This window comes from Rhodococcus sp. NPDC049939 (genome assembly GCF_040656415.1).
GTDB lineage: Bacteria > Actinomycetota > Actinomycetes > Mycobacteriales > Mycobacteriaceae > Rhodococcus_F.
Map to the genome: position 1 here is coordinate 516,573 of NZ_JBFAMC010000002.1, position 24,389 is coordinate 540,961.

At 63.2% G+C, this 24,389-nt stretch carries 18 protein-coding genes; 5 read left to right on the top strand and 13 right to left on the bottom strand.

From position 1 onward, the window contains the following. Positions 1-12 precede the first annotated feature (12 nt). The 3 genes from AB0I57_RS11775 to leuA form a co-directional block, all read right to left on the bottom strand. Positions 13-390 (bottom strand): SHOCT domain-containing protein, encoded by a 378-nt coding sequence (locus AB0I57_RS11775; protein ID WP_358334616.1) that lies wholly within the window; start codon positions 388-390, stop codon positions 13-15. 165 nt (positions 391-555) lie between these two features. Next, positions 556-6,054: a biotin carboxylase N-terminal domain-containing protein gene (locus AB0I57_RS11780; RefSeq protein ID WP_358334925.1), complete on the bottom strand. Its 5,499-nt coding sequence runs from the start codon at positions 6,052-6,054 to the stop codon at positions 556-558. Between the two features lie 524 nt (positions 6,055-6,578). Beyond that, positions 6,579-8,387 carry a 2-isopropylmalate synthase gene (gene leuA / locus AB0I57_RS11785; protein WP_358334620.1) on the bottom strand — a complete coding sequence of 603 codons (1,809 nt, stop codon included), beginning with the start codon at positions 8,385-8,387 and terminating at the stop codon, positions 6,579-6,581. 370 nt (positions 8,388-8,757) lie between these two features. On the opposite strand from leuA, the gene AB0I57_RS11790 reads away from it, so the two are divergent. Beyond that, positions 8,758-9,108: a hypothetical protein gene (locus AB0I57_RS11790; RefSeq protein WP_358334623.1), complete on the top strand. Its 351-nt coding sequence runs from the start codon at positions 8,758-8,760 to the stop codon at positions 9,106-9,108. 36 nt (positions 9,109-9,144) lie between these two features. Here the strand turns inward: AB0I57_RS11790 and AB0I57_RS11795 are convergent, their stop codons facing one another. Next, the gene (locus AB0I57_RS11795; RefSeq protein ID WP_358334626.1) at positions 9,145-10,110 is read right to left on the bottom strand and encodes a pirin family protein; all 966 of its coding nucleotides are present in this window, start codon (positions 10,108-10,110) and stop codon (positions 9,145-9,147) included. Positions 10,111-11,512: 1,402 nt separating this feature from the next. Between AB0I57_RS11795 and AB0I57_RS11800 the strand changes: the two genes are divergently transcribed. Continuing rightward, positions 11,513-11,812 carry a DUF4193 domain-containing protein gene (locus AB0I57_RS11800; RefSeq protein ID WP_358334629.1) on the top strand — a complete coding sequence of 100 codons (300 nt, stop codon included), beginning with the start codon at positions 11,513-11,515 and terminating at the stop codon, positions 11,810-11,812. 145 nt (positions 11,813-11,957) lie between these two features. Here AB0I57_RS11800 and AB0I57_RS11805 read toward each other — a convergent pair whose 3' ends face one another. Together AB0I57_RS11805 and AB0I57_RS11810 are read right to left on the bottom strand one after the other, a co-directional pair. Further along, the gene (locus tag AB0I57_RS11805) at positions 11,958-13,595 is read right to left on the bottom strand and encodes an acyl-CoA dehydrogenase family protein (protein ID WP_358334632.1); all 1,638 of its coding nucleotides are present in this window, start codon (positions 13,593-13,595) and stop codon (positions 11,958-11,960) included. Beyond that, positions 13,579-14,322: a TetR family transcriptional regulator gene (locus AB0I57_RS11810; RefSeq protein ID WP_358334635.1), complete on the bottom strand. Its 744-nt coding sequence runs from the start codon at positions 14,320-14,322 to the stop codon at positions 13,579-13,581. The genes AB0I57_RS11805 and AB0I57_RS11810 overlap by 17 nt, the downstream gene beginning before the upstream one ends. A gap of 76 nt (positions 14,323-14,398) precedes the next feature. On the opposite strand from AB0I57_RS11810, the gene AB0I57_RS11815 reads away from it, so the two are divergent. After that, positions 14,399-15,169 carry a crotonase/enoyl-CoA hydratase family protein gene (locus AB0I57_RS11815; RefSeq protein ID WP_358334638.1) on the top strand — a complete coding sequence of 257 codons (771 nt, stop codon included), beginning with the start codon at positions 14,399-14,401 and terminating at the stop codon, positions 15,167-15,169. Between the two features lie 10 nt (positions 15,170-15,179). On the opposite strand, the gene AB0I57_RS11820 is transcribed toward AB0I57_RS11815, so the two are convergent. The 5 genes from AB0I57_RS11820 to AB0I57_RS11840 form a co-directional block, all read right to left on the bottom strand. Next, the gene (locus AB0I57_RS11820) at positions 15,180-15,893 is read right to left on the bottom strand and encodes a hypothetical protein (protein ID WP_358334641.1); all 714 of its coding nucleotides are present in this window, start codon (positions 15,891-15,893) and stop codon (positions 15,180-15,182) included. 210 nt (positions 15,894-16,103) lie between these two features. Next, the gene (locus AB0I57_RS11825) at positions 16,104-16,772 is read right to left on the bottom strand and encodes a DUF2064 domain-containing protein (protein ID WP_358334644.1); all 669 of its coding nucleotides are present in this window, start codon (positions 16,770-16,772) and stop codon (positions 16,104-16,106) included. Further along, the gene (locus AB0I57_RS11830; protein ID WP_358334647.1) at positions 16,769-17,443 is read right to left on the bottom strand and encodes a glycosyltransferase family 2 protein; all 675 of its coding nucleotides are present in this window, start codon (positions 17,441-17,443) and stop codon (positions 16,769-16,771) included. The genes AB0I57_RS11825 and AB0I57_RS11830 overlap by 4 nt, the downstream gene beginning before the upstream one ends. Continuing rightward, complete coding sequence (locus tag AB0I57_RS11835; RefSeq protein ID WP_358334650.1) at positions 17,436-18,503, bottom strand: NAD-dependent epimerase/dehydratase family protein; 1,068 nt, start codon at positions 18,501-18,503, stop codon at positions 17,436-17,438. The genes AB0I57_RS11830 and AB0I57_RS11835 overlap by 8 nt, the downstream gene beginning before the upstream one ends. Continuing rightward, positions 18,500-19,306, bottom strand: coding sequence for an S-methyl-5'-thioadenosine phosphorylase (locus tag AB0I57_RS11840; RefSeq protein WP_358334652.1), 807 nt, complete (start codon positions 19,304-19,306; stop codon positions 18,500-18,502). The genes AB0I57_RS11835 and AB0I57_RS11840 overlap by 4 nt, the downstream gene beginning before the upstream one ends. A gap of 19 nt (positions 19,307-19,325) precedes the next feature. On the opposite strand from AB0I57_RS11840, the gene AB0I57_RS11845 reads away from it, so the two are divergent. Both AB0I57_RS11845 and AB0I57_RS11850 read left to right on the top strand, forming a co-directional pair. Next, positions 19,326-20,738 carry a hypothetical protein gene (locus AB0I57_RS11845; protein WP_358334928.1) on the top strand — a complete coding sequence of 471 codons (1,413 nt, stop codon included), beginning with the start codon at positions 19,326-19,328 and terminating at the stop codon, positions 20,736-20,738. A 221-nt stretch (positions 20,739-20,959) separates the two neighbouring features. Next, positions 20,960-21,295, top strand: a complete 336-nt coding sequence (locus tag AB0I57_RS11850; RefSeq protein WP_358334654.1) for a WhiB family transcriptional regulator — start codon at positions 20,960-20,962, stop codon at positions 21,293-21,295. A gap of 17 nt (positions 21,296-21,312) precedes the next feature. Here the strand turns inward: AB0I57_RS11850 and AB0I57_RS11855 are convergent, their stop codons facing one another. Further along, positions 21,313-21,567: a hypothetical protein gene (locus AB0I57_RS11855; protein WP_358334657.1), complete on the bottom strand. Its 255-nt coding sequence runs from the start codon at positions 21,565-21,567 to the stop codon at positions 21,313-21,315. Between the two features lie 83 nt (positions 21,568-21,650). After that, a complete protein-coding gene (locus tag AB0I57_RS11860; RefSeq protein ID WP_358334660.1) occupies positions 21,651-24,296 on the bottom strand; it encodes a LuxR C-terminal-related transcriptional regulator in 2,646 nt (881 codons plus the stop codon). Positions 24,297-24,389 lie beyond the last annotated feature (93 nt).

The window sequence follows — 24,389 nt, forward strand, 5'->3', positions numbered from 1 at the left end:
CGCCGACGACCCTCAGCCCAGCGCTTTCGCCTTCAGTGCCTGGTACTCCGCCTCTGTGATGGTGCCGGCGTCGAGCAAACTCTTCGCGTTGGCGATCTCTTCTGCGGGGGATTTACCCGCGACGGAACGGATGTAGCTGTCCTGTGCCTGTTTGGCGTCCTGGGCGGCTTCCATCGACCGTTGAGCCATCCCGTCACTCTTGACGATGAGGTACACCAAGGCGGTCAGCAATGGAATGAAGAACAGGAAGAAGATCCAGACGGCCTTCGCCCAGCCTGACGTTTTGTGGTCCCGAAACAGGTCGGTGATGATCGAGAACAGCAGGATCAGATAGGCCACGAAGGCGAAAGCGACGATCATCAACCACAGGAAATCCCAGAACGAGTCCATTGCAGCGCTCCATTCACAGTCGAAGTCAGTCTGCGCTGACTATCGCACCAGGCAGCGGCGTTCGCGTCATCCGAAACAGGTGAAAAGCGCAGGGCTGGAACTCGACGTCAGCGGCTTTGGTACCCGAAGATACCTGTTCGCCGCTGACGTCGGGACGTTCCACGCCTAACGCGTCGCCTCGAAACGCGTCGACTCGACTGCCCGGCGCATTCCGCGCTCGACCGCACCGATGATGTACGGGCGCAACTCGGCGGCGGGGATAACCGCATCGACAGAGCCGACACGCTGCGCCCGCTGGATGTTGTGCACGGCCTCGAACTCGGTAGCGACCTCGCCGAGCTTCTCGTTGCGCACGGAAGCCCTTTGCGCCGCCAATTCGACCCGAAGGTGAGCCTGCTGGGCGTCACTCTGTGCGTTCGACAGCTCGGCCTCGAGTTGCCGGATCGACGGGGTGGCAGCCACACGTGAATTGACCTCACGGGTGAAAACCACCGCCGCGGCCGGGGCGCCGCCGAGCACCGAGGCGAACGACCCTTCGACCGCCAGCACTTCCATGTTGTCGTGGAGTGCTTTCGAGAAGACCACGAAGGCGCCGCCGTGGTAGCGGGAGATGACACAGAACACGATCGGGCCATCGAAATTAACTATCGCGCGTCCAATTTCGGCACCGTATTCGAGCTGGATGTGGCGCAGCGAGTCGGGGGAGCCGTCGAAGCCTGACAGATTCGCCATCACCACGAGAGGACGGTTGCCACTGGCGGCATTGATCGCGCGGGCGGTCTTCTTGGACGACTGAGGAAACAGGGTTCCAGCGGTCCACTGGTCTGGGCCGTTGGCGGGCGACCATCCCTTTCGGGCGATCGCCCGTGACTCGATACCGATGACACTGACCGGGTAGCCGCCCAAGTGAGCATCGAACACTACGGAGGTGTCGGCGTCCGCCATATCTGCCCACCGCTCCAACACCGTGTGGTCCTGGTCGACGAGTGAACGCATCACCGTGCGAATGTCGAACGGCTTCTTTCGTTCCGGGTTCGTCTCCGCGGAGAAGATGTCGCCGACGGTGGTGAAATCGCTCGACGGATGGGTGTGTGGGTACGTCCGCACGTCTCGCCCGACCGGGTCGCTGGTAGGTGCCCGACGAGGAAAGCGTTCCCCAGCGCCGACATACGCGTGGTCGTAGTGTGCGAACAGGATCTGACACGCTGCAAGCAGGTTGGGCGCCCAGTACTGCGCCTGACCGTTCGGACCCATCACACGGTCGTACCCGCCGATACCGAAATTGTCCTCTGCAGAGACTCCTCCCGAATAGTCGAGAGAGTTCTTTCCGGTGAGCACCATTGCGCTGTCGGGCGTCATCACGAGAATGCCCTTGGTGTGCATCAGCATCGTGGCTTCAGCGTTCCAATAGGGCTGCGCGCCAACGTTGATGCCCGCCACGATCACGTTGACCTCGCCGCCGTTCTGCGTGAACGTGATGAGACGGCGCAGCCCGCGCGACACCCAGTCCATGTTCTCGGTGCCGCTGTCCATCGAGATCGTCGCTCCGGACGAGAGCGCGAACCACTCGACAGGCACACCTAGTTTCTCTGCCAGGTCGACGCCTGCGACCAGTCGGGCGCACTCAGCTTCCGCAACGGTGCCGAGGGCCTTGGTCGGATCACCGAAGAGCGCGACGCGGGTCATTCCTTCGGGGTGTCGTTCGGTTCGGGCAGTGACCACACCGACCACTAGGCCCGCGCTGTTGAGGCCGTACGGTCGATCCACCGGAACCAACTGACCGGACTCGTCCAGGTCGTGCTCGACAAAGCTGCCATCAGGGCCGGTGAGCTGCGGAATCAGCTCATACGGGTACAAGGTGCCGCGGGCGTGCGAGTTGCGGACCTTCTGCGTGTACGCGTCAAGGGGCTGTAGCGGTTCGGTTGGCGGATCGGTGATTGTGATGGCCACACCGCTGCCGGTGCGATAGGAGAAGCGCAGGGCTTTCTCCTTCGATTCCATTCCGGGTTCGCCCTGCATTCGGGCAATCACCGTGACTTCTTCGAGGCCCGCGCCTGCTGTGAGCGGCGCGGCGACGCGGGCGAAGGCCTGAAGATCTTCGAGCGGAACGTCAATCTTCGGCCACACATACAGGACGACGCGGTTGGCGTCGAGCTTGCGTTTCCCACCACGAGTGGACTGCTCCCGGCGAATCCCGTCGAGGCAGGACTGCAGAACCCGTTCGGCTTCGGGGACGCCGATGACCCGGCCGTCCTCGTCACGCACGGTCGCGATATCGCGGACTTCGGCGAGCGCGATGAGGCGTTCGTCGGTGGGATTGTCGCGCGACACCAGGTTGAACAGGAAGGTGTGGGGGACGGCGGGGAGCCGGGTGCCCTCGAAGTTCTTCAGGCGCCACAGGTCGAATCGCTGGCCGTTGAGCGGGTGCATGTCCCGGATCAGCTTTGCTTCTTGCAAGGCACCGGATTTGGGGCGGAATGTGAACGTGCGGATGTTCACGTCGGCGCCGCCGAAGACGGACACGGTCGCGCGGCGGCAAGTGGTGGCCAAAGGCAGCGTCGACAGGGCCGCCTTCAGGTCGTCGGACATCGTGTCCGGGTCCGCAGGCGGTTCGGACCAGGTCAGGTAGAGGTCGAGAACGAGATTGTCCGAATCCTCCTCGGCAACCGCCGAGATCTCCGCCAGCGCGCTGGACAGTTCGTTGTAGTCCGCGACTGCGGAGACGAGGCGTCGTCTTTCCCCGCGCATTTCGAATTTGCCTGTGACGAAGCGCCATTTGCCTCTGTCGAAGGATCTGATGTCCTCGAGTGTGTGAATGTCGTAGAAGCGACGGGTGACGACCTCCAGTAGCGGCCCCACGGTGGCGCTCTTGCGGGCGATCCGCTGCCCCAGGAGTTCGGTCAGCGACTGTGGGGTCGCGATCAGTGCCTCGAGGCGCTCCTGGTAGTCGTCTGCGTCGGGGTGTTCGGCCAGATATTCGATGCTGCCGCGAACTCTGTCGTAGACCTGCTCGCGGGCCTTCCGAATCTGCGGTTCGTCGAAGTATCGGAACCGAACATTACGAGCGACGTTCCCGATCACCGGGTAGCGGACCTGGGTGGCGATGATGAGGCGGTCGAGAACCTCCCCGAGGCCACTGGGAGCGCGTCCGGGAGCGGCATCGTCGAGCCACCTGTCGAGCAGTGCGGCGACGACTGGAATCTGGTTGTCCATTCGCTGCTGCGCGAGGAAGAGGCGATAAACCGCTTCTTCCAGCTCGGCGGTGCGTTCGAGGCTGGTGACGTCGTAGTGAAGCAGCGCTCGCGAAAGCCGGGTCTGGAACGATTCCGGCAACCCCTCGAGTTCGACGTCGAGGGTGTGAAGGTAGGTGTGGAGGTGTTCGCGCGGGCTGTGCACGCGCTCGTCCACGTCCTCCTGGGCCTCCGTCGGACGGTTCCGTCCGATCTCGCAGATGTCTGCGAACGTGTTCAGCAGAGCGAGTTCTGCCGCAACCAACTCTGGATCACCGACGATGTCCGCGCACAGCCTGTCGTACTCGGCGAGGAGCACGCCTGCCCGCTTGGCGCTGACGTCGTAGCCGGTCATCAGCGCGCCGAGTGCGCCGAGACACCCGAGCGCATCCGCGCGTTTGTCGCCGCGCGAGGCCGGGATGCCGACGTCGAACTGGACGCGCGGTGACTGCTGCGTCGCCGATGTCGTAGAGCTTTCCTCGACGCGCAGCAGCGCCGTTCCGGCGTCCACCTGGGAGTTGACCATCGCAAGAACTTCTCGGACACGCCCCGCGACAGGTGCGCGGACGGCGGTCTCCATCTTCATGCTCTCGAGGACGACGAGGGTGGTGCCCGCCTCGACTTCGTCACCGACGGACACCGGGACCGCGACTACGACGGCGGGTGCCGGAGCGCGCACGACGCCGGCTTCGTCCTGGCTGATCTGATGGCTGATGCCGTCGACTTCGACCAGGTACTGGGCACGACCGGCGACCGTGACGACGTGGTGGCGCCGGTCGCCGATCACCAGCCTGCTCTCGAACTCGCTGAGCCGGTCGACTTCGACTTCGGTCTCGGGGGCGTCCCCGTCGACGCGGTAGCGGTGGGCGCCGACCTGTCCGATGGTGAGGCAGTAGCTTTGGCCTTGGTAGCTGAGCTCCACCTTGCGGCCGATTGCGTGCCCTGCGCGCGGCCGCCCACCGCGAGCGGAGGACAGGAACGACTGACGCTCGATCTTCTCCTCGGCGTCGTAGGCCGAGATGGCGGCGGCGATCAGCGCCGCGCCTGCGGTTCGGGTCGGCGAGTTCGACACACCGGCGTCGGTACGGTCGAGCCAGCCGGTGTCCGCCGACGCCGAGGTGACTTCTTCGCGATCGAGCAGTTCCAGCAGGAACGATTTGGTGGTGGTGCCGCCGCGCAGCACGACCGTGGTCTCACGTAGAGCGGTGCGCAGGCGAGCCAGTGCTTCGGAGCGGTCACGACCCCAGGCGATGACCTTGGCGACCATGGAGTCGTAGTCGGGCGGGATGATGTCACCCTGAGCGATGCCGGTGTCGACGCGCAAGCCGCTACCGAGCGGGAACTTGAGCAGCTGCACGGCTCCGGGAGCGGGAGCGAAACCGTTGTCGGCGTCCTCGGCATTGAGTCGGGCCTCGATGGCATGGCCGAACTCGGGCGGGCATTCGCCGATGAGCGGTTCACCGCTTGCGACGAGGATCTGCAGCTTCACCAGGTCGATGCCCGTGGTGGCCTCGGTGATGGGGTGCTCCACCTGGAGACGAGTGTTGACCTCGAGGAAGGTGAACGTCTTCTGTTCGGGTTGATACAGGTATTCCACCGTGGCGGCGCCGTGGTAGCCGGCCGCCCGCACGAGTTCACTGGAGACTGCTCGCAGGTGATCCGACTGTTCGGCGGTGAGGTGTGGTGAGCGGGACTCCTCGATGACCTTCTGGTTCTTCCGCTGTATGGAGCAGTCGCGCACACCGGGAGCCCAGACGTTGCCGAAGTTGTCCGCGATCACCTGTACCTCGACGTGGCGTGCGTCGGTGACCAGGCGCTCGATGAACACGACTGGGTCGCCGAAGGACCGCTGGGCCTCTCCCTGGGTGCGTTCGAGTGCGAGTTCGAGCTCGTCTTCGGACCACACCTTGCGGATGCCGCGCCCGCCGCCACCGCTTCGGGACTTGATGATGAGCGGGTAGCCGATTGCCTGTGCATGACGTCGGGCATCGGCGCGAGTGGAAACTGGTCCGCCGCTCCACGGGGCGATCGGAACGTCCACCTTCTCGGCGAGAAGCTTGGCCTCCACCTTGTCGCCCAACAGGCGCATGGCCTCGGAGGATGGGCCGATGAAGGTGATGCCGAGTTGTTCGCAGACCTCTACGAATGCGGGATCCTCGGCTACGAAGCCCCAGCCGACCCACACGGCGTCGGCCTTGCTCTCGCGCAGAGCCCGGGCCAGCTCGGAGTGGTCGAGGTAGGCAGAACCGGTCTCGAGTGTGTTCAAGCACACACCTTCGTCGGCTTGCCGCACGAACATAGCGCGGCGCTCAGCCTCGGTGTGGAGGGCGATTGTCCGGATGCCGTAGTTGTGCTCGGCATTGAGTTCGCGCACCGCGCGAATCAGGCGGACCGCGGCCTCGCCGCGGTTGACTATCGCTATTCGCTTGAACATCAATTGTCGCTCCGTTCCGTGAAACTCTTTGACTTGCAGAGTGTTTCGATGGCCAGGGCCATGTCCGCCCAGGATCGGGTGCTGCCTTTCCGGGTAGAGGTGCCGCCGCACAACCCACTCGACCGCCGACGAGGCGCCCCGAATGTGATCGCTGGTGACTGCATTGCTGCAGCGCCGACGCTCGGAAAGTGCGAGCATAGCCGCGAAAATCCGTACCCGCGCGTAACTTATGAGGTCGGCTGACTCAGTCGATGACAGTGGGGCACGACTTGTGTGTCGGCTCCGCAGGCAAATGTCCAGTCTGATTCACTCTGCCGGTGCACCTGGCGGAAACTATCTGTAACGCTTTGTCACAGAACTATTTTCGTTCGAATGTAGAGCCGCCATGAAACGGGGAGCTCCGACGGGAGTTCTTCGGGTTCACTCTCCCTTGTGTGGGGGAACGGTGAATTGTCCCCTCGATATGGCGCTGCCGCAGGTGCGCGTGGTGCGCGCCTGCGGCAGCGAGAGGTGATTCGGGGCGGTCAGTACGCCCGGTTGACGGCTGAGACGACAGCACGTAGTGAGGCTGTCGTGATCGAGGTTGCGATGCCCACGCCCCAGACTACGTTGGTAGGGCCGTCGGGGAGTGTGACTGCGCATTCGACGTAGGCGGCTGCCTGGGCGTCGTCGCCCGCAGACATGGCGTGCTCGGAGTAGTCGAGCACCCGTACGTCGAAGTCGATCGTGGAGAGCGCGTCGACGAACGCGGCGAGCGGGCCGTTGCCGGCGCCCGAAATCTCGGCCTCCTTGCCGTCGACCTTCACGATCGCGGTGATGGAGTCGATGCCGTCGTCGGTCTCGGACGCCGTGACCTTCTGCTTCATCCGTTCGAGAGGTCTGATCGGGGCCAGATACTCCTCGGAGAAGACGTCCCACATCTCCTTCGGCGACACCTCGCCGCCCTCGCCCTCGGTGATGTGCTGTACAGCCTGAGAGAACTCGATCTGCAGGCGCCGAGGCAGCGCCAGCCCGTGATCGGTCTTCATGATGTACGCGACGCCGCCCTTGCCCGACTGCGAGTTGACGCGGATGACAGCCTCGTAAGTGCGGCCGACGTCCTTGGGGTCGATCGGCAGGTACGGGACTGCCCACAGGATGTTCTCGACGTCCGCGTCCTGTGAGTCGGCGTCGAACTTCATGGCGTCGAGGCCCTTGTTGATTGCGTCCTGGTGGCTGCCGGAGAACGCCGTGTATACGAGGTCGCCGCCGTAGGGGTGGCGTTCGTGAACAGGCAGTTGGTTGCAGTACTCGACGGTACGACGGATCTCGTCGATGTTCGAGAAGTCGATCTGCGGGTCGACTCCGCGCGTGAACATATTGAGCCCGAGGGTCACCAGGCAGACGTTGCCGGTCCGCTCACCATTGCCGAACAGGCATCCTTCGATGCGGTCGGCGCCGGCTTGGTAGCCCAATTCGGCGGCGGCCACGCCGGTGCCTCGGTCGTTGTGCGGGTGTAGTGACAGAATGACCGAGTCGCGGCGGGCCAGGTTGCGGTGCATCCACTCGATGGAGTCGGCGTACACGTTTGGCGTAGCCATCTCGACGGTGGCGGGCAGATTCAGGATCACCGGGTTCTCAGGGGTTGCCTGCAGCACCTCGGTGACGGCGTCGCACACCTCTTTGGCGTATTCGAGTTCCGTTCCGGTGTACGACTCGGGGGAGTACTCATATCGCCACTGGGTGTCGGGGTACTTCTTGGCCTCTTCCAGGGCGAGGGCTGCCGCGTCGGTCGCGATCTTTTTGATCACGTCTCGCTCGGCCTTGAACACCACCCGCCGCTGCAGGATGGATGTGGAGTTGTAGAAGTGGACGATCACCTTGTTCGCGCCTTCGCAGGCCTCGAATGTGCGCTTGATCAGTTCCGGGCGGGACTGCGTGAGCACCTGGATAGTGACGTCGTCCGGAATGGCCTGGTCTTCGATGATCTCGCGGACGAAGTCGAAGTCCGTCTGGCTTGCAGACGGGAAGCCGACCTCGATCTCCTTGTAGCCCATTCGTACCAGGAGTTCGAACATGCGGCGCTTGCGCGCGGGGCTCATCGGGTCTATCAGGGCCTGGTTGCCGTCACGGAGGTCGACGGCACACCATTGCGGGGCACGGTCGATGACCTTGTCGGGCCATGTGCGATCCGGCAGCGAAACCGGTTCCACTTCCTCGGCGAAGGGGCGGTAGCGGAACGTCGGCATAGACGAATTCTTCTGGGTGTTCCACACCGGCTGGTCGGAGGGAGCGGGTTTGGAAGGCGGTGTGATGGTGCGCGTTCCAGAGGTAAAGGCGTCAGCGGGGGACATGGATTGATCTCCTGGGTTCAGGGGTGGACCTTGTGAGTCCAGTGACTGTGTCGACCGGCGCACGAAAAACCCCGCAACGGGAAGCCAGTCTGGATCAGACCCCGTCGCGGCAACCGAGGAGGAATGCACGCTGCATATGAAAAACTGTACCCGAGGCCGGCCGATCCGGCGTCGGGGCGCGAGGTTCGAGCGGGAACGAATGCGGATGGACCGCGGCAAGACGGGCGGCGCAACTGCTGCTGGCCAGCGGTTTCGCTGTCAGGATCGACGGGCGCGCACTTGTCGATCTGTCGAGGACGGCGCGCACCACCTCCGGGACGCAATTCGATATCGCTACAACGACTACCCGGCTCGGTGTTTGACTGGCCGTATGGATGAGCAGGTCGATGTTGCGCGTGCGTACCTGAGAGCGCTGCGTAGTCACAACGGCAACTCGGTGCCGATCGAGCCGCGGGCGGTTCGCTACGAGGCCGGGCTGAAGACGGCATTCTCCGGCGATCATCTACGCAGAAGCCTCTCCCGTGGTCCCCAGTATCGATTGATCGAGGCGATCCGGGACTGCGTATGGTCGGTCGACGGCGACGACGTCACCGCCGACTACCTCCTCGACGCGGGACTGCTCGGCCGTACCCTCGTCACCGTCCGGGTCGTGGAGACTTTCCGGATCCCACGCGATGACCTACGAATCCATCGCATTGATGCGAAGATCCGCCGACCGTGAGTACTCGAACCGGTTGTGGCGCAGGGCTACTTGATATCAGTCGAGCGTTTCGTATCTCGCGGGGACGGACCCCAGGCGACCAGCCTGGAAGTCTTCGAACGCCTGGAACACCTCGGCCCTCGTGTTCATGACGAATGGTCCGGCCATTGCGATCGGCTCGCGGATCGGCTTGCCACCCAGGAAGAACACCTCGAGGGACTTGGTCCGTGAGTCCTGGGTGTCGGTGGCGGAGATCGTGATGGTGTCGCCGCGCCCGTATACGGCTGTCTGACCCGTGTGAATGGGCCTGCGGTCCTCGCCGACGAAGCCCGCCCCGGCGAGCACATAAGCCAGCGCGTTGAAATCGGGGTTCCACGGCAATGTCAGGCTCGCCCCCGGTGCGATGGTCGCATGGACGAGACTGATCGGCGTATAGGTCGAGCCCGGACCGTGATGGCCGTCCACCTCGCCGGCAATGACGCGAACCAGGGCACCGCCGTCCGACGAAGACAGCAGGGCCACCTTCCGGCCGGTGATGTCCTGGTAACGGGGTGCGGCCATCTTGTTCTCGCGCGGAAGGTTGACCCACAGCTGGACGCCGTGGAACAAGCCGCCGCTCATCACGAGGTGCTCCGGAGGGGTCTCGATGTGCAGGATGCCGCCACCCGCGGTCATCCACTGAGTGTCGCCGCCGCCGATCGTTCCACCACCGCCGCTGGAATCGCGGTGCTCCATGATGCCCTCGATCATGTAGGTGACCGTCTCGAAACCGCGGTGCGGATGCCAGGCGGTGCCCTTCGGCTCACCAGGCGCGTAGTCGACTTCGCCCATCTGGTCCATGAGGACGAACGGGTCCAGCGCCGCCAAATCGATGCCGGCGAACGCCCGCCGAACCGGGAATCCCTCGCCCTCGTACGCAACAGGGGCCGTGGTCAGCGAGCGAACTGGGCGGCTGACGGCACCGGGAGCGGGTTCGGCGATGCGAGGCAGGGCAAGGACATTGTCGACCGTCACGGCAGGCATAGATGACTCCTCACGTCATGTAATTAATTTTTCAACTACACATACCAACGCTTTGGGTGAGGATCTATTCCCGCACAGTCGTCCAGGCGTCGGGCCGCGGTTCACTACCTGATGTTGGAGCGGCCACATCAGCGGTGTGCCGAGATCTTCGTTATCACTCGCCATACGGATATATGGATAGAGAAGGGGTACTTCGATCTCTGTTCGTCGCCCGCATTCCGGGCCATGAAACACTTCGGGGCCACCGTCGATCCGTTTATTTGGCGAGGGGCCGTCGGACAAACATGGCAGGCTCGCAGATCGTGATGCGGTTCAGCTGTCAAATGCATCTGTGTTCGACAGTATTCGTCGTTCGGAGATTGCCAATCATCCTTGATGGGATCTCACCGAGACGCTGCCGCGCCGGCTATCCGAACTAGAAATTCTCATGCGGGATTCATTGCGCCGCAGCAGATATCGTCGACGATCCTGCGTCGTAGTTGTCGTTCGGCGCCATTTCTTCGAACTGGCCGACGGTCGACTTCCCTGCGCAGTCATGGGGCATCGGATGGTTCTCGGTCAGCGGTTCTGCGGCTACCCCTTACGTTGTCGCGCGAGGCTGGAATTGGGCTATGGAAGATCGGTGTCGACACTCGATGATCGGCCGGCTCCGTGAAAGGCAAAAAGCGAGTATCTGACAAATTGCAACCGGCTGGATTGCCTGGCAAAAAGGTAAAGGAAACGTAGGGGCCCCTGCGGTGCCTGTACGTGTACCGGGAATCACATGGGTTTGCCCGGCGGAGCCCCCAAAGTGCATGGTGACGCTGGACTGGCAAGGTTTCCCGCAAGCGAAGGGTGGTGCGGACGTGAACGGAGAATCTGGCTGTTCCGATCAGCGGAACGGATGTGGCGACGAGAGCGAGGGCCGCAGCGCGCTCGGCGCAACTGTAGCGGGTACGATCGACGGCGATGCTGGACTCCCCGAACCACTCGCAACGGCAGCATAGGCTCGAGATCCTGAGCGTGCTGGCGGGGGAGGCTCGCTTCGGTAGGAACTCGCAGCCAGCGGGAACCTGCACCCCCACGCCGGCTATCGATGGGGCTACCCTATAGTGGGCGCCGCGATTGTGTACCTGTAGTCGGAACGGCGGGCTGGTTTCTGGAAGTCGATGCTCGAGTTCGTCGATGCTCGCTGGTCACCATCCGAGCTTCTCTTCGAGTTGTAGTTGTTCCCTGGTCGTGTGATTGAGAGGTGCTCGGACTGGGAATCCCACAAACCCGGAATGGCGCCATCGTCCCGGGAACAAAACACAGGATCGGCTCGTTGTCTAGCAGTCGCGTCTAACCACAATGAAATCTCACCGAAGTTAAAACACCTAGTCATTACCGGATTATTGGAACCCTGAGCCAACGGGAGGAAGTCATGCCAACCGACTACGACGCACCACGGGTTACCGTCGACGACGAACTCGCCGCGGACTCGCTCGAAGAACTGAAGACACGAAGGAGTGAATCCCAGTCGTCCGTCGTTGACGTCGAGGAGGCCGACACGGCGGAGTCATTCGAACTGCCCGGTGCAGATCTGTCCGGTGAGGAACTCACCGTTCGCGTCGTGCCCAAGCAGGACGACGAATTCACCTGTAGCAGTTGCTTTTTAGTACATCACCGGTCGCGTCTCGCCTCCGAAGCCGGTGGTCAGCTGATCTGCCTCGATTGCGCATAGCGGATTCGTGTCGGCTGGTTGCCAGCCGAACGTTGGCCGCCGCGCGATCGGCTCGGTGAAGTGACTGCCGGCTGGCGAGTCGATGGACCTTACCGACCCTGGATCGCCACGGCCCGAACGGTTGGTACGCCCCTGGGTTGGTCGCTCAAGATCCCACCTTCGGAGTGACGCGGTCGATGATTACTCCGGTGTCGACACCGGTCGGCAACGTCCCGAAAACGCTGCCCCAGTCCCCGGACAGTCGGCTGACGCAGAATGCGTCCGCGACCGCCGGGTTTCCGTAGCGGATCAGGAGCGACCCTTGAAGGGCGAGCGCCATGTCGCCGACAACGCGCCGGGCCCGGTGCTCGAGGGTCCCGAAGTCGCGGAAACTCGTCTTCAGATCATTGACGGCGCTGTCGAACCGTGAATCGACGCCGGTGGCAGCGTCGAGTTCGTCGAAGAAGACCTGAAGTGAATCCGGCTGCTTCGCCACTGCACGCAGAGTGTCGAGCGCGGCAACATTGCCAGAGCCCTCCCACACCGACAGCAGCGGTGCCTCGCGGTAGAGCCGCGGCATGCGCGAATCTTCCACATAGCCGTTGCCGCCCAGGCATTCCAGGGCCTCAGCGGCGTGGATCGGCCCGCGCTTGCAGACGAAGTACTTGCTCACAGCCAGAGAGATGCGACGCAGGGTAGTGGCGTGCGAGTCGCCTGCGGCGGCCAAGTCGGTGAGCGCGGCCAGCCACATGGCGACCGTGGTGGATGCCTCTGACTCGATTGCAAGATCGGCGAGCACGTTCCGCATCAGTGGTTGATCGACGAGGTGCGCGCCGAACGCCTTGCGATGGATGGCGTGGTGGGCTGCCTGCGCAGTGCCTGCGAGCATTCCGGTGGCCGTGCCGATGGTGCAGTCGAGGCGGGTCATGTTGACCATCTCGATGATCGTGGGAACACCGCGACCCTCTTCTCCGACGAGCCAGGCCACGGCGTTGTCGTATTCGACCTCGCTGCTCGCGTTGGAACGGTTGCCGAGTTTGTCCTTGAGCCGCTGCAGATGCATTCGGTTGCGGGTGCCGTCCGGCAAGATGCGCGGCAGGAAGAAGCACGACAGCCCACCGGGTGCCTGTGCGAGGACCAGGAAGATGTCGGACATCGGAGCCGAGGTAAACCACTTGTGCCCGGTCAGCAAGTAACTCCCGTCGGGCTGCGCAACTGCGCGCGTAGTGCCCGCGCGCACATCGGACCCGCCCTGTTTCTCGGTCATGGACATCCCAGCGATCAGACCGGTCTTTTCGAGCGGGGGACGCAGCGCCGGGTCGTAGGACCGAGCGGTCAACAACGGCTCGTACTGTTCCGCCAGCTCAGGGTTGTGCCGCAATGCTGGGACGACGGCGTAGGTCATGGAGATCGGACAGCTGTGGCCTGCGTCGACCCGGCCCCACACCGCCATCTTCGCAGCTCGAAACAGATGCGCGTGCGGGCTCGGGTCGGCCCACGGGGCGCCGTGCAGCCCCATCTCGACCGCCGTCCTCATCAGCTGGTGATAGGAGGGATCGTATTCCACCTCATCGATCCTGTACCCGTAGCGGTCGTGGGTGCGCAGGATCGGGGGGTGTGCTTCGGCGAGGTCACCGAGGCGCTGTGCCTCTTCACTTCCCGCGAGCCTTCCGACTTCGCGTAGTTCTTCGATCACCTCGTGCGCGCCCTCGCGTTGCAGCGCTTCGAGGAGAGGCGGGTAGTCGGCGGCGTCGAAGTTCGTGAGCGGAGGCACCTGATTGAAGACCTCATGCGTGGCATTCATGTTGACTCCCGAGAGATCGAAGTGTGAACGTGAGCAAAGCGGGGATGATCGCGGAGTCGGAGACTCCAATGCGTGCGGAGTCGGAGACTCCAATGCGTGCGGAGTCGGAGACTCCAATGCGTGCGGAGTCGGAGACTCCGTTGCGTGTGGAGTCGGCGACTCCGTTGCGTGTGGGGTTGGTGGTTTCGCGGGCCAGCGGGAGGACGAGAGCCTCGCCGATGGCGCCGACAATGCAGGCGGCGGTCACGGAGGCGTCCTGTTCGGGAATCTCTCCGGACTCGATGGCGGCCTCGATCGTGGCCGCGAACACATCGCGGAACGACTCCCGGAACAGCAGGCGCTGGGTATCGACTCGTGGGTCTACCGGTTCAACGAGTAGCGCATACGCAAGTGTCGGCGCGCGCAGAGCGCGCTCGGCGAAGGTTTGGACAGAAGCCGATACCGCTGCCACATGGGTGCCGTCGGTGTTGCGGGCTCTTTCGCCGGCTTCGACGGCGGCGCTGACTTCACGACTGCAGACGATGCGGAAGACCTCCGTGAAGAGTTCACCCTTGTTCGTGAAGTGCCTGTATACGGTGCCGGTGCCGACACCAGCTTCTGTTGCGACGGCCGAGATCGAGCACCCGCTGTATCCGTGGCGGGCGATCAGCCCGATCGCGGAGTCGATCAGCGTGCTGCGAAGCGCGTCCAGTCGTTCCTGGACCGCGGGTGTGCGCCGATAGGCCATAGAAAGAAGTGAACACGGGTTCCGTTCTTGAGTCAAGGTGCTAGCGTCGCCTTACCGGCGAGGAAAGGCGAACTCGATGACTTCCAACTTGGTGCTCGTCCAAAAGGACGGACCGGTCACCACGATCAGCCTGAACCGGCCAGCAGCGCGAAACGCGGTGAACCGGCCCACTGCGCAAGCGCTCGCGGATGCTTTTCGCGAGTTCGACGCCGATGACGACGCATCGGTTGCGGTGCTACACGGCGAGGGTGGAACATTTTGTGCCGGAGCTGATTTGAAGGAAATTGGCTCGGAAACAGGGAATCGGGTCGCGCCGGATGGCGATGCACCGATGGGCATATCCCGGATGCGTCTGACCAAGCCTGTGATCGCCGCGATCGAGGGGTACGCAGTGGCCGGTGGGTTGGAGCTGGCGCTGTGGGCGGACCTTCGGGTCGCGGATGAAGACGCCGTCCTCGGGGTGTTCTGCCGGCGCTGGGGTGTGCCCCTCATAGATGGCGGGACCGTGCGTCTACCGCGTCTGATCGGCGAGAGTCGCGCGATGGACCTGATCCTGACAGGGCGGCCCGTCGGTGCCGACGAAGCCCTGGGTATGGGTCTGATCAATCGGAAAGTCGCAACGGGCGATGCAATCACGGCGGCTCAGCAGTTGGCCACGGAGATCGCGGCCTTTCCGCAGGTATGCATGAGGCGCGACCGTCTATCGCTCCTCGAGCAGGATGGGCTCACCGAAGATCACGCCCTCATGAACGAATTTCGCCACGGTGCAATCTCCTTGTCCAATGGAACGCTAGAGGGAGCCGCACGGTTCGCAGCAGGAGAGGGCAGACATGGGGAGTTCGAATAGCCCGCCGATCTCAACGACCAGTCTTCTCGGTGATTGTGTTCATGACGAATTCGTGCACCAGCGTGGGGTCGTCGGCCATCTGGCGGTAGTCGATCTCGAGCGCAGGGATCGGCGCAGGCGAGTCGATCCGCCAGAACAGGGCGGTGCGCTTCTTTTCGTACGGCGCATTGCTGTATCCGACGATCACGGTGGTGGGATACCCGTTGTAGCCGGCTAGTGCTCCCGCCACAGAGCCCCAGGGGAGGAAGGACTCGAATGCCCACCCCCTCTGGAGAATGCCCTGCGACGTGAACGCGATGTAGCCGAACGCGAGACGTCCGATGAGGAAACTGAGTGGGAGGCTCCAGAAGAAGAAGGCGGCCAACCCGAAGAAGACAGTACCTCCGAGGTCTTCCGAAACAGTCTGCGGCCGAAGGTCATAGGAAGCAAAGGCGAGGAGCAACCCTAGTAGACCCATAATGAGACACAACGTCACTGTGGGGGTTGTGGAGTACGAGATCGACGGGACAGTCTCCCCACGCACGACTCGTTCGCGGATCTCGAGCTTCTGATGCGATTTCGGCTGGTAACTCACGCTGAAGCCGATGGCGAGTCCTAAGAACCCCAGAATTCCGACGAAGTACTTCATCGCGGCGTAGTCGCCGTCGATGATGCTCAGCCACGCGGTGATGACGCATACCACCGCGATCATCGCGAAGACTCCGTAGGAGGCACCGATCTTCATCCGGTTCCTGTGGGTTCGCCAGTGCCCAGAAGGCCATTCGGGCGGACCCTGAATATCAGAAGATGGCATCCCACGCACCGCTAGCTACTCCTCCGATTGCTCATGCTGTGTTCACAACAGCATCCTTGCCATCAACGAACGTGCCGAAACCGACCCATTCTCGTATACGGAGTTACAGATGTGCTTTCCGGTTCCGGCGACCCGAAACCCCTACACCGGTCTTGTCTGTGCGACAACACGAAAACGACTGGATGCGGAGCACGCAGCCGCGACAGGTGCGACATCGGCCGCGAAATCGACATCGCGGAGGATGGGTAAGTCCACGACCTCTGCACCGCTCGCGACAAGGGCATCGCGAGTGAGCCGACCCGTGTCCGCGCGCGACATGGGGACCGGGAGTATGGCCTCCGCTGTTGCCGCATCAGGCACGCCTAGAACCCACCAACCACCGTCCTCGGCGAGCCCCAGGACGCACCGTCTTTCCTGGATCAGGATCGCCGCCGATTCCTCGAGAAGTGCTGCGCTCACTTGAGGGGTGTCCATCCCGATCTGGAGGATTGGCACTCCGAACGCTCCGTACGCGTCGGCGTGTGCGTTCACCAGTCGCTCCGCGAAGCTGTCACCACGCTGCGGTATCACGGTGAACCTGTCGAGCGCAGCCGTGATGTCTCCGGACCCGACCGCCTGGTCCAGATCGCCGGTCATGGCGACGACTCGATGTGCGACATCGGCCGCAGCGACGGCGTCGAGGGTATCGAGCAGCGAGGCTGCCGCGAGCTCGGCGGCCCGGGTGTCGTCCGTCTCCGACGCCAGCCTGGTTTTCGCGAAACCCGGGACCGGCGCCTTCGCGACGACCAGTACCGTCACGTCGAGGGTCACCCGATCACCTTCCAGAAGTCGTGAACCGCAGTGACGGTCCCCTTCAAAGAACCCGACACCTTCGAGGTTCCCGCAGTGCGTGGACGGTAGGTGATGTCGTGCTCGACGACCCGCCACTTCGCGCGACCTGCAAGGACGAGAAGTTGCAGCGGATAACCGGATCTCCGGTCGTCGACATGCAGGTCGAGTAGGTCCTGACGACGCACGGCTCTCATCGGCCCGAGATCGTGGACCGGTAGACCGTATCGGCGACGAAGCCGTGCGGCGAGGAAGGCATTGCCCAGCCTGCTGTACAGCGGCCAGGTTCCGCGCCGATCCGCACGACGACGCCCCACCGCCAGGTCGGCTCCCGAGTCCAGCGAGGCGACGAGTCGCGGAAGGTCACATGGGTCCATAGAGCCGTCGCCATCCAGTACACAGACGACCGGCGTTTGTGCCGCGAGTATCCCGGCGTGAACGGCCGAACCGTATCCCGGGATCTGCTCGCGTACCACCCATGCACCGTGGGCAGAGGCGACGCCCGCGGTGTCGTCGGTGGAGTTGTTGTCTACCACCACCGTCCGGTAGCCGTCCGGAACCGCTGCCAGCACTCCGGGCAGGGAGCCGGCCTCGTTCATGCACGGGATGACGACGGTGACGTCGGGTGGAGTGGTCGGCTTGTGTTCAGACATTCGGCGGCCCTGCCGGAGTCGAGGATCTCAGTGGTGCGTGCGCGAAGGCTGCGATCCCAGATTCCGGAGGGATCTGCGCTCGGAATCCCAGCTTCTCGCCCGCCAGTCGAGGGCTCGCGACGATATGCCGCACGTCGCCGGGGCGGTACTCGCCGGTGACGACGGGTGCGGGGCCGCCGTATTCCCGCGCGAGAGTCGTTGCCACCTCGCCAATCGTAATCGGTTGACCTGAACACACATTGAACGCCGAGAATCCGGGAAGCGCGGCATCGATAGCTACCACGTTCGCTGCCGCGACGTCCCGGACGTGCACGAAGTCGCGCATCTGCCGGCCGTCCTCGAATATGCGCGGTGGTTCACCGGCTTCGAGACAAGAGCGGAACATCGCCGCCACCCCGGAGTACGGGGTATCTCGCGGCATGTGGTCGCCGTACACGTTGTGATATCGCAGGGCGGTCACGCTACCGCGGGTAGCCAACGACCAGGCAAAGGCGTAGTTTTCCTGCGCGACCTTGCTCGCGGCGTACAAACTCCGGGGCCGCAAGGGTGAATCCTCCTCCACGAGTTCCCAGTCGAGGGACTCACCGGTGGCGGGGTCGGTGGTGTCGAAGATGCCTGCCGCGAGCTCCTCGGCTCGACGAGCCGCCGGTTCCACGAACTCTCCTCTTCTATTGCGATACCTTCCGTCGCCGTAGACAACCATCGACGATGCCATTACCAGCCGTTGGCAACCGGTTTCGTGCATCGCGGCGAGCAGGGTCGCTGTTCCGAGGTCGTTGTGGCTGGCGTATGCGGGAGCGTCGCTCGCGTTGACGCCCGCACCGACCACAGCGGCCTGATGGCACACCACATCCACACCCCTCAGCAACTTTGTCAAGGTGGGGAGGTCGCGGACATCCACCTGCCGCACGTCTTCCGGCTCCTTCGAATCGGTTCCGTGTGCGGACGGGAGCAGTGCGTCTACGGCCACCACGTCGTGACCGGCGTCAGTCAATGCCGTGTGAACATGGCTGCCGATGAATCCTGCTGCCCCCGTTAGTAGTACGCGTGTTGTAGTCACGGCAACTCGAACGGTAGGGTTACACCCTCATGGACTTTGCAGACGTCGCAGGGGCCTTCGGGTGCAGCGGCGATCGTCGAGCGTACGAGCCTCGACAGTGCTCCAAGGTTGCGTTCTACTTCCGCGAATACATCCACGGCCCGCACACCATCACCTACCTGGATCCCTGCGTCTAGATCGGTGACCAGCGCGATTGTTGCGTAACACATCTCGAGCTCGCGTGCCAGGACAGCCTCGGGGTGGCCCGTCATATTCACCAGGCTCCAGCCTTGCCGCGCGAACCACAAACTCTCCGACCGGGTCGAGAACCGGGGTCCCTCGATCACTACCAGAACGCCACCATCGACCGTCCCCGGCTGCAATGCCGCCTTGCGAAGAACAGGGCAGTAAGGGTCGGCGAACTGGACGTGCACGGCGCCGGTATCGAAGTAAGTCTGTGTACGACCGCTTGTGCGGTCGACGAGTTGGTCGGGCACCACCATTGCGCCGTGCAGAAGTTCGGGGGTGAGGCTGCCGGTGGTGGACGGAGCGATCACCTGACGTACACCGAGCATGCGCAATGCCCACAGATTCGCGCGATAGGGGATCGTATGCGGGGCGAACTCATGGTTGGCGCCGTGTCGCGGCAGGAAGGCCACTCTCTTGCCTTCGACCTCGTCGACCGTGATCGGGGCGGTCGGACTCCCATACGGCGTGTCGATCGTGACCTCGGTGGCACCCTCGTCGAAAAACGTGTAGAAGCCGCTACCGCCGATTATCGCGATGTCCGCGGAGGGCAGGTGAGGGACGGAATGTTCGACCATGAGGTTGTCTTTCGTCGATATGCTGGGCGCGATTGCGGCGTTCACCAAGGGAGATGACGTCATCCGATCTACTCAGCATGTTCGTAAACGGAACTTTCGGTGCAGCGATCTCGTAGGCGCGGCGCTGGCGCTCGTACTCGTCGCGGTCGCGTTCGTCGTACCGTATCTGGGCAATGAGACCATTACTCCGATCATCAACCGGTCGGCGCAATCGGTCAAGGACTTCGCTGATGCCGCCCCGCTCTTCGGGTTCCGCGATGTGCACGTCGGCTGGGGCACGCCGTTCGCGGTCCTCATCGCGACTGCGGTGGTCCTGTGGGGTCCGTCGCTGGCACAACGATTGTCATGGCATCGGCTGGCTGCAGGCACATACCTGACCTCGGTGGCGTGGGCGATGGCGCTGGCAATGGTGGACGGATGGCAGCGCGGCTTCGTCGATCGGCTCACGTCCAGAGACGAATACCTGCACGAGGTGCCCGGAATCACCGATATTCCGTCGATGCTTCGTGGCTTCTCGCAGAGAATCTTGGACTACCAACCTGATTCGTGGACCACTCACGTAGCCGGGCATCCGCCCGGTGCGGTGCTGACGTTCGTGTGGCTGGATCGGATCGGACTGAGCGGTGGGGCCTGGGCATCCACACTGTGCGTTGTGGTCGGGTCGAGCGCCACAGTGGCGGTGATCGTCACGGTCCGTGCACTCGGTGACGAGGCGATGGCACGCCGGGCCGCCCCGTTCCTGGCCTTGGCGCCCGCGGTTATCTGGATCGCCGCGTCGGCCGATGCCGTCTTCACAGGTGTGGTCGCTTGGGGGATTGCGCTCCTTGCGCTCTCTGCCTCCAGCAGTGTGCGGTATCCGTGGATGGCCGCGCTCGGAGCGGGTGTCTTGCTCGGATTCGGCGTATACCTCAGCTACGGCCTGATGTTGATGGCCATACTGGCTGTTGCAGTGCTTCTCGTCGCCCGGAATGCGCGGCCGTTCTTCGGCGCCATGGTCGGGGCGCTGGCCGTCGCCGCGATCTTCACTGCCTACGGGTTCTGGTGGTTCGACGGCTACACACTGGTGCAGGAGCGCTATTACCAGGGAATCGCCTCGGACCGGCCTTTCGCTTACTGGGGTTGGGCGAACTTCGCCGCGCTCGTATGTGCGGTGGGAGTGGCAGTGCCTGCCGCTCTGCCCCGCGCTTTTTCCTGGTCGCGATTGCGGGCGCTGTCGCCGGTTCCGGTACTCGTGATATCAGCGCTGCTAATCGTGGTGATCGCGGACCTCAGCAGGTTGAGCAAGGCGGAGACCGAGCGTATCTGGTTGCCGTTCCAAGTTTGGCTTCTTACCGCGCCGGCGCTCCTACCGAGAGGTAGTCACAGATTCTGGCTGGCAGCGCAGGCCGTCGGGGCGCTCGCAATCAACCATCTGTTGTTCACCAATTGGTGACGCAGAGCAGCGAACGCCTGCCTTTGTTCACAAAAAGACGAAAGTGGGGTTTGAACAATACGGAAAGGTTCTCTACTCTCGGTGTGGCATCCCTCGCCTGACTTGAAGAGGACACGGATCATGGCCCTGATGATTGGCATCGACGTCGGTGCAGCTGACCTGGCCCGGAAACGCACCCCGGAATTCCGCCTGGAAAGTCTGCATTTGTCAGGAGGAGTGAGATGTCCAGTCGGCTGAGTCTTCCCACCCCGGTGGCGGAGGTGTGGGATTGGCAGAGGGAGGCCGCATGCCGCGGTCGCGAATCGTCTGTCTTCTTCCATCCCGATCGCGAACGAGGTCGTGCACGAGAGATTCGAGACCTGCAGGCCAAGCTCGTCTGCAGCGGATGCCCGGTACTGGTGTCCTGTAGGAGGCACGCGCTCAGTGTCGGTGAACCGTACGGGATTTGGGGAGGGCTGTCGGCCCATGAACGCGCCGAACTTCTCGATGCTCACAACGGTTCGGTGGACGACGCTGTGGCGGACTCGTTCGGTTTCGATCGCGCGCACCAAGCCTGACCCTCGACGACGGCGGATCAGTCCGGCAGCCGCCGCATCTCGATGATGGTCAGACCCAGCGCGTCGAACCGGGCCAGCATGCCACGGAGGTCTGTGGGGCTGTCCACCCGACCGTAGAGGGTGGTGTCGCCGGTGGTCACGTTCGACACGTCCAGTTCGGGAAAGGCGGCCAGCACCCGATCGGAGAGGACTCCGGAGATCAGGAACGTGTACCTGATGTTGCCGGGCCAACTCGAACCGGGACGTACCACGTCGAGTTCCTCCAATCGCATCGTCTTCGACAGCAGCGTCAGCCGCTGATCTCAGAGTGACCCACCGGATCGACCCGTGCATCACCCGCAAGTGGTGAACCGGCTCAGAGCAATCCGCTGCGCTGAGCCGCTGCGATGGCGTCGCGGCGGGATTTGACCCCGAGCTTTCGGTAAATTCCGCGCAGATGCGTCTTCACGGTATTCACAGATACGCACAGATCGGCGGCGATCTGCTCGGCGGTGCGCCACGACGGAAGTTCCGTCAGGAGTTCCAATTCGCGTCGAGTCAACAAGTCGGACGCGCTGCTCGGCTCATGCGGGAAGGATGCACGTAGAAGGTCCGCGAAGGGCTCGAGGACGCCGAATCGTCCGGTGCTCCGGACGAGAAGTTCCCGAATCTGTCGACCGCAGTCGTGGAAGGGGCGCAGGACGGATTGGGGTTCCGCAAGACGCAGGGCCTCGGTCAAGGCGCGGTGGGCGCGTGAATCATGTTTGCGAGCATGTGCGATCAGGGCGTCCACGAGCCACGCCGCTATCAGATTTGTTTCTGCCACACACTTCAGATCACCAGCGAGGACGGGTTGCAGCCGTTTGTCGGCAGCATCGAGACGGTGAGCGTGAAGATGGGCGATCGCTTCGAGAACCGCGGCGTCGCCGCTCGCTCCCAGGAAGGATTGCGTTTGTGCTACCAGCTCCTTGGCCCAAGCAGTCTCACCTGTGGTGAGGTATGCGCACAGTATTCCGGGCGTAAGCACCGCTCTGATTCCAGGTGGCACGGGTAGGGAATCAGACAGCGGCCAGTGCGTGTGCAAAGACGTCACCGATTTGTGCCGGTGCTCGCAGTCGTCGAGACCGAAAAGGGCTGCGACACTGTCGGCTAGTCGCGCCGCGTCGTTGTTCGCGGGACGGAGAGCATCGGCGGCTTCGAGGGCGATCGCTGCGGCGTCGCTGTCGATCCGGAGGTAGCGGCGCCAGGAGTCGACGAGGCTCACCAGCTGGATGGTCGGATCCTCGGCCACCGAGTGGGCCGAGCCGATCGACAGGGCCTCGTCCGAGAATTCTGACGCCTGAACTACATCCCCCCGGGACATTGCTGTTGCCGCCAGAGTTCCCAGGCAATAGATGACGCTCAGTGGGGTATCAACGAGTCTGGCGTGGGCCAGCGCTTTCGTCAGTGCGTGCTCAGATTCGTCGGTTCGGCCGAGGAAGAGGAGAGCGCGCCCCTCCTGCAGGTAGACGAATGCGTCGAGTCCCGGGTCGCCGGTAGCTTCCACCCCTACACTGCGGAGGCGGTTCAGGGCATCGTCGATGTCGCCGGTCTGAATGGAGGCCTGGACACGGAGCGATTCGCGCAGCAGGAGGTGCACACGAGATTCTGGACCATCGTCGACCAGCAGCCCCGACGGGGCACGGTCGAGGAGCTCGAGAGTTGACGTGACTACCGGTATGTTTCCAGCGTCCAGCGCCGCGGCGGCGCGAATCAACCGCGCCGACGGATGGTTCTGTGACGACCGGGGCGCCTGGGTGAGAAGCTGGTCTACGGCTTCGCTGTGGCCTTCCACGATCAGGGAAAGAGAACAGCGGCCGAGGAGTTCCACGATCTCGCCATGGTCGCAGGAGTTCACAGCGTGTTCGAGAGCGAGCAGGGAGTCGCCAGAGTCCGCGTGCCAGCGGGCGACCGCCAGTTCGAGGCGTTCGACCTCGACGTGACCGATTCGGCTGATCTCAGCTCGGAGATAGCTTCTCAGCAGCGGATGGTAGCGATACCGGGTCGGGGACTCGGCGATTCGGCTGATCAAGAAATTGCGGTGCTCGAGCCAGTCGATCTTGCTGCGTGCGTCGGTGCAATTGGTCAGCTTCTCTGCGAGTTCGACGGTGAACGAGGCGGGTACGGAGGTGCGCAACAGGAATTCACGCATGTCTTCCGTCTGGCCTGAGAGGACCTCCTCGATGAGATAATCGGCCACCGCCCGGCGATCGCCCGTGAACTCGGCCATCAAGCGGCTCGGATCCGGATGTTCTTCCAAAGACATTCCTGCTAAACGTATTCCGGCTGCCCAACCTTCAGTGCGGTCCATGAGAGCAGTCAGATCATCCGCGTTGAGGCGTACATCGTGCTCGGCGAGCATTTCTTCTGCCTCGTTGGGGGTGAAAGCGAGATCTCGCGCCGAGATTGTGAAGAGCTTGCCGTCCAGACGAAGTCGTTGGAGGGCCAACGGCGGTTCGAACCGGCCGCAGACGATCGTTCGAAGCGTAGGAGGTTGCCAACGCATGAAGGCTTCGAGGTCGGCTAGAACGTCGCCGTCGTGCAGGAGATGGGCGTCGTCGATCACCATCCAGACGCTCTCGGCGAGTTCGTTGAATGCCGCCGACAGTAGTGCGCCGAAATCGGGGGAGGTGGAATCGAGTTGTGCGCACAGCTTCTGTAACCGACGATTTCCGGATTCGGTGAGGGAACGCAGAATCGCCCGGTGAAAGGCGTCGACATCGTTGTACCTCTCCTCGATCGTCAGCCAGACGATCGTGGGAGCATGTTCGGCGGCGAGTACTTCCCGTGCCCAATCGGCGACGGCGCGCGTCTTGCCCGACCCCGCCGGCGCACAGACCAGCGCAACCGGATAGGTGTGGGCGTCGTCGGTAAGGGCTGTGGTGAGCAGGGCGTACAGGCGGGTGCGGGTGACCGTTCGCCCCCCGGCGCCGGAAGGTATTCGAGTGCTCCGATGAAACTCCTCGGTATGTATTGCCGTCACGCAGACCCCCAATTCTCGCTGGACCGAGAAACGATCTTCGACAAGCACCGATCATCGACCTGGACGGTCGACATGGCTGATATTAGCGAGAGC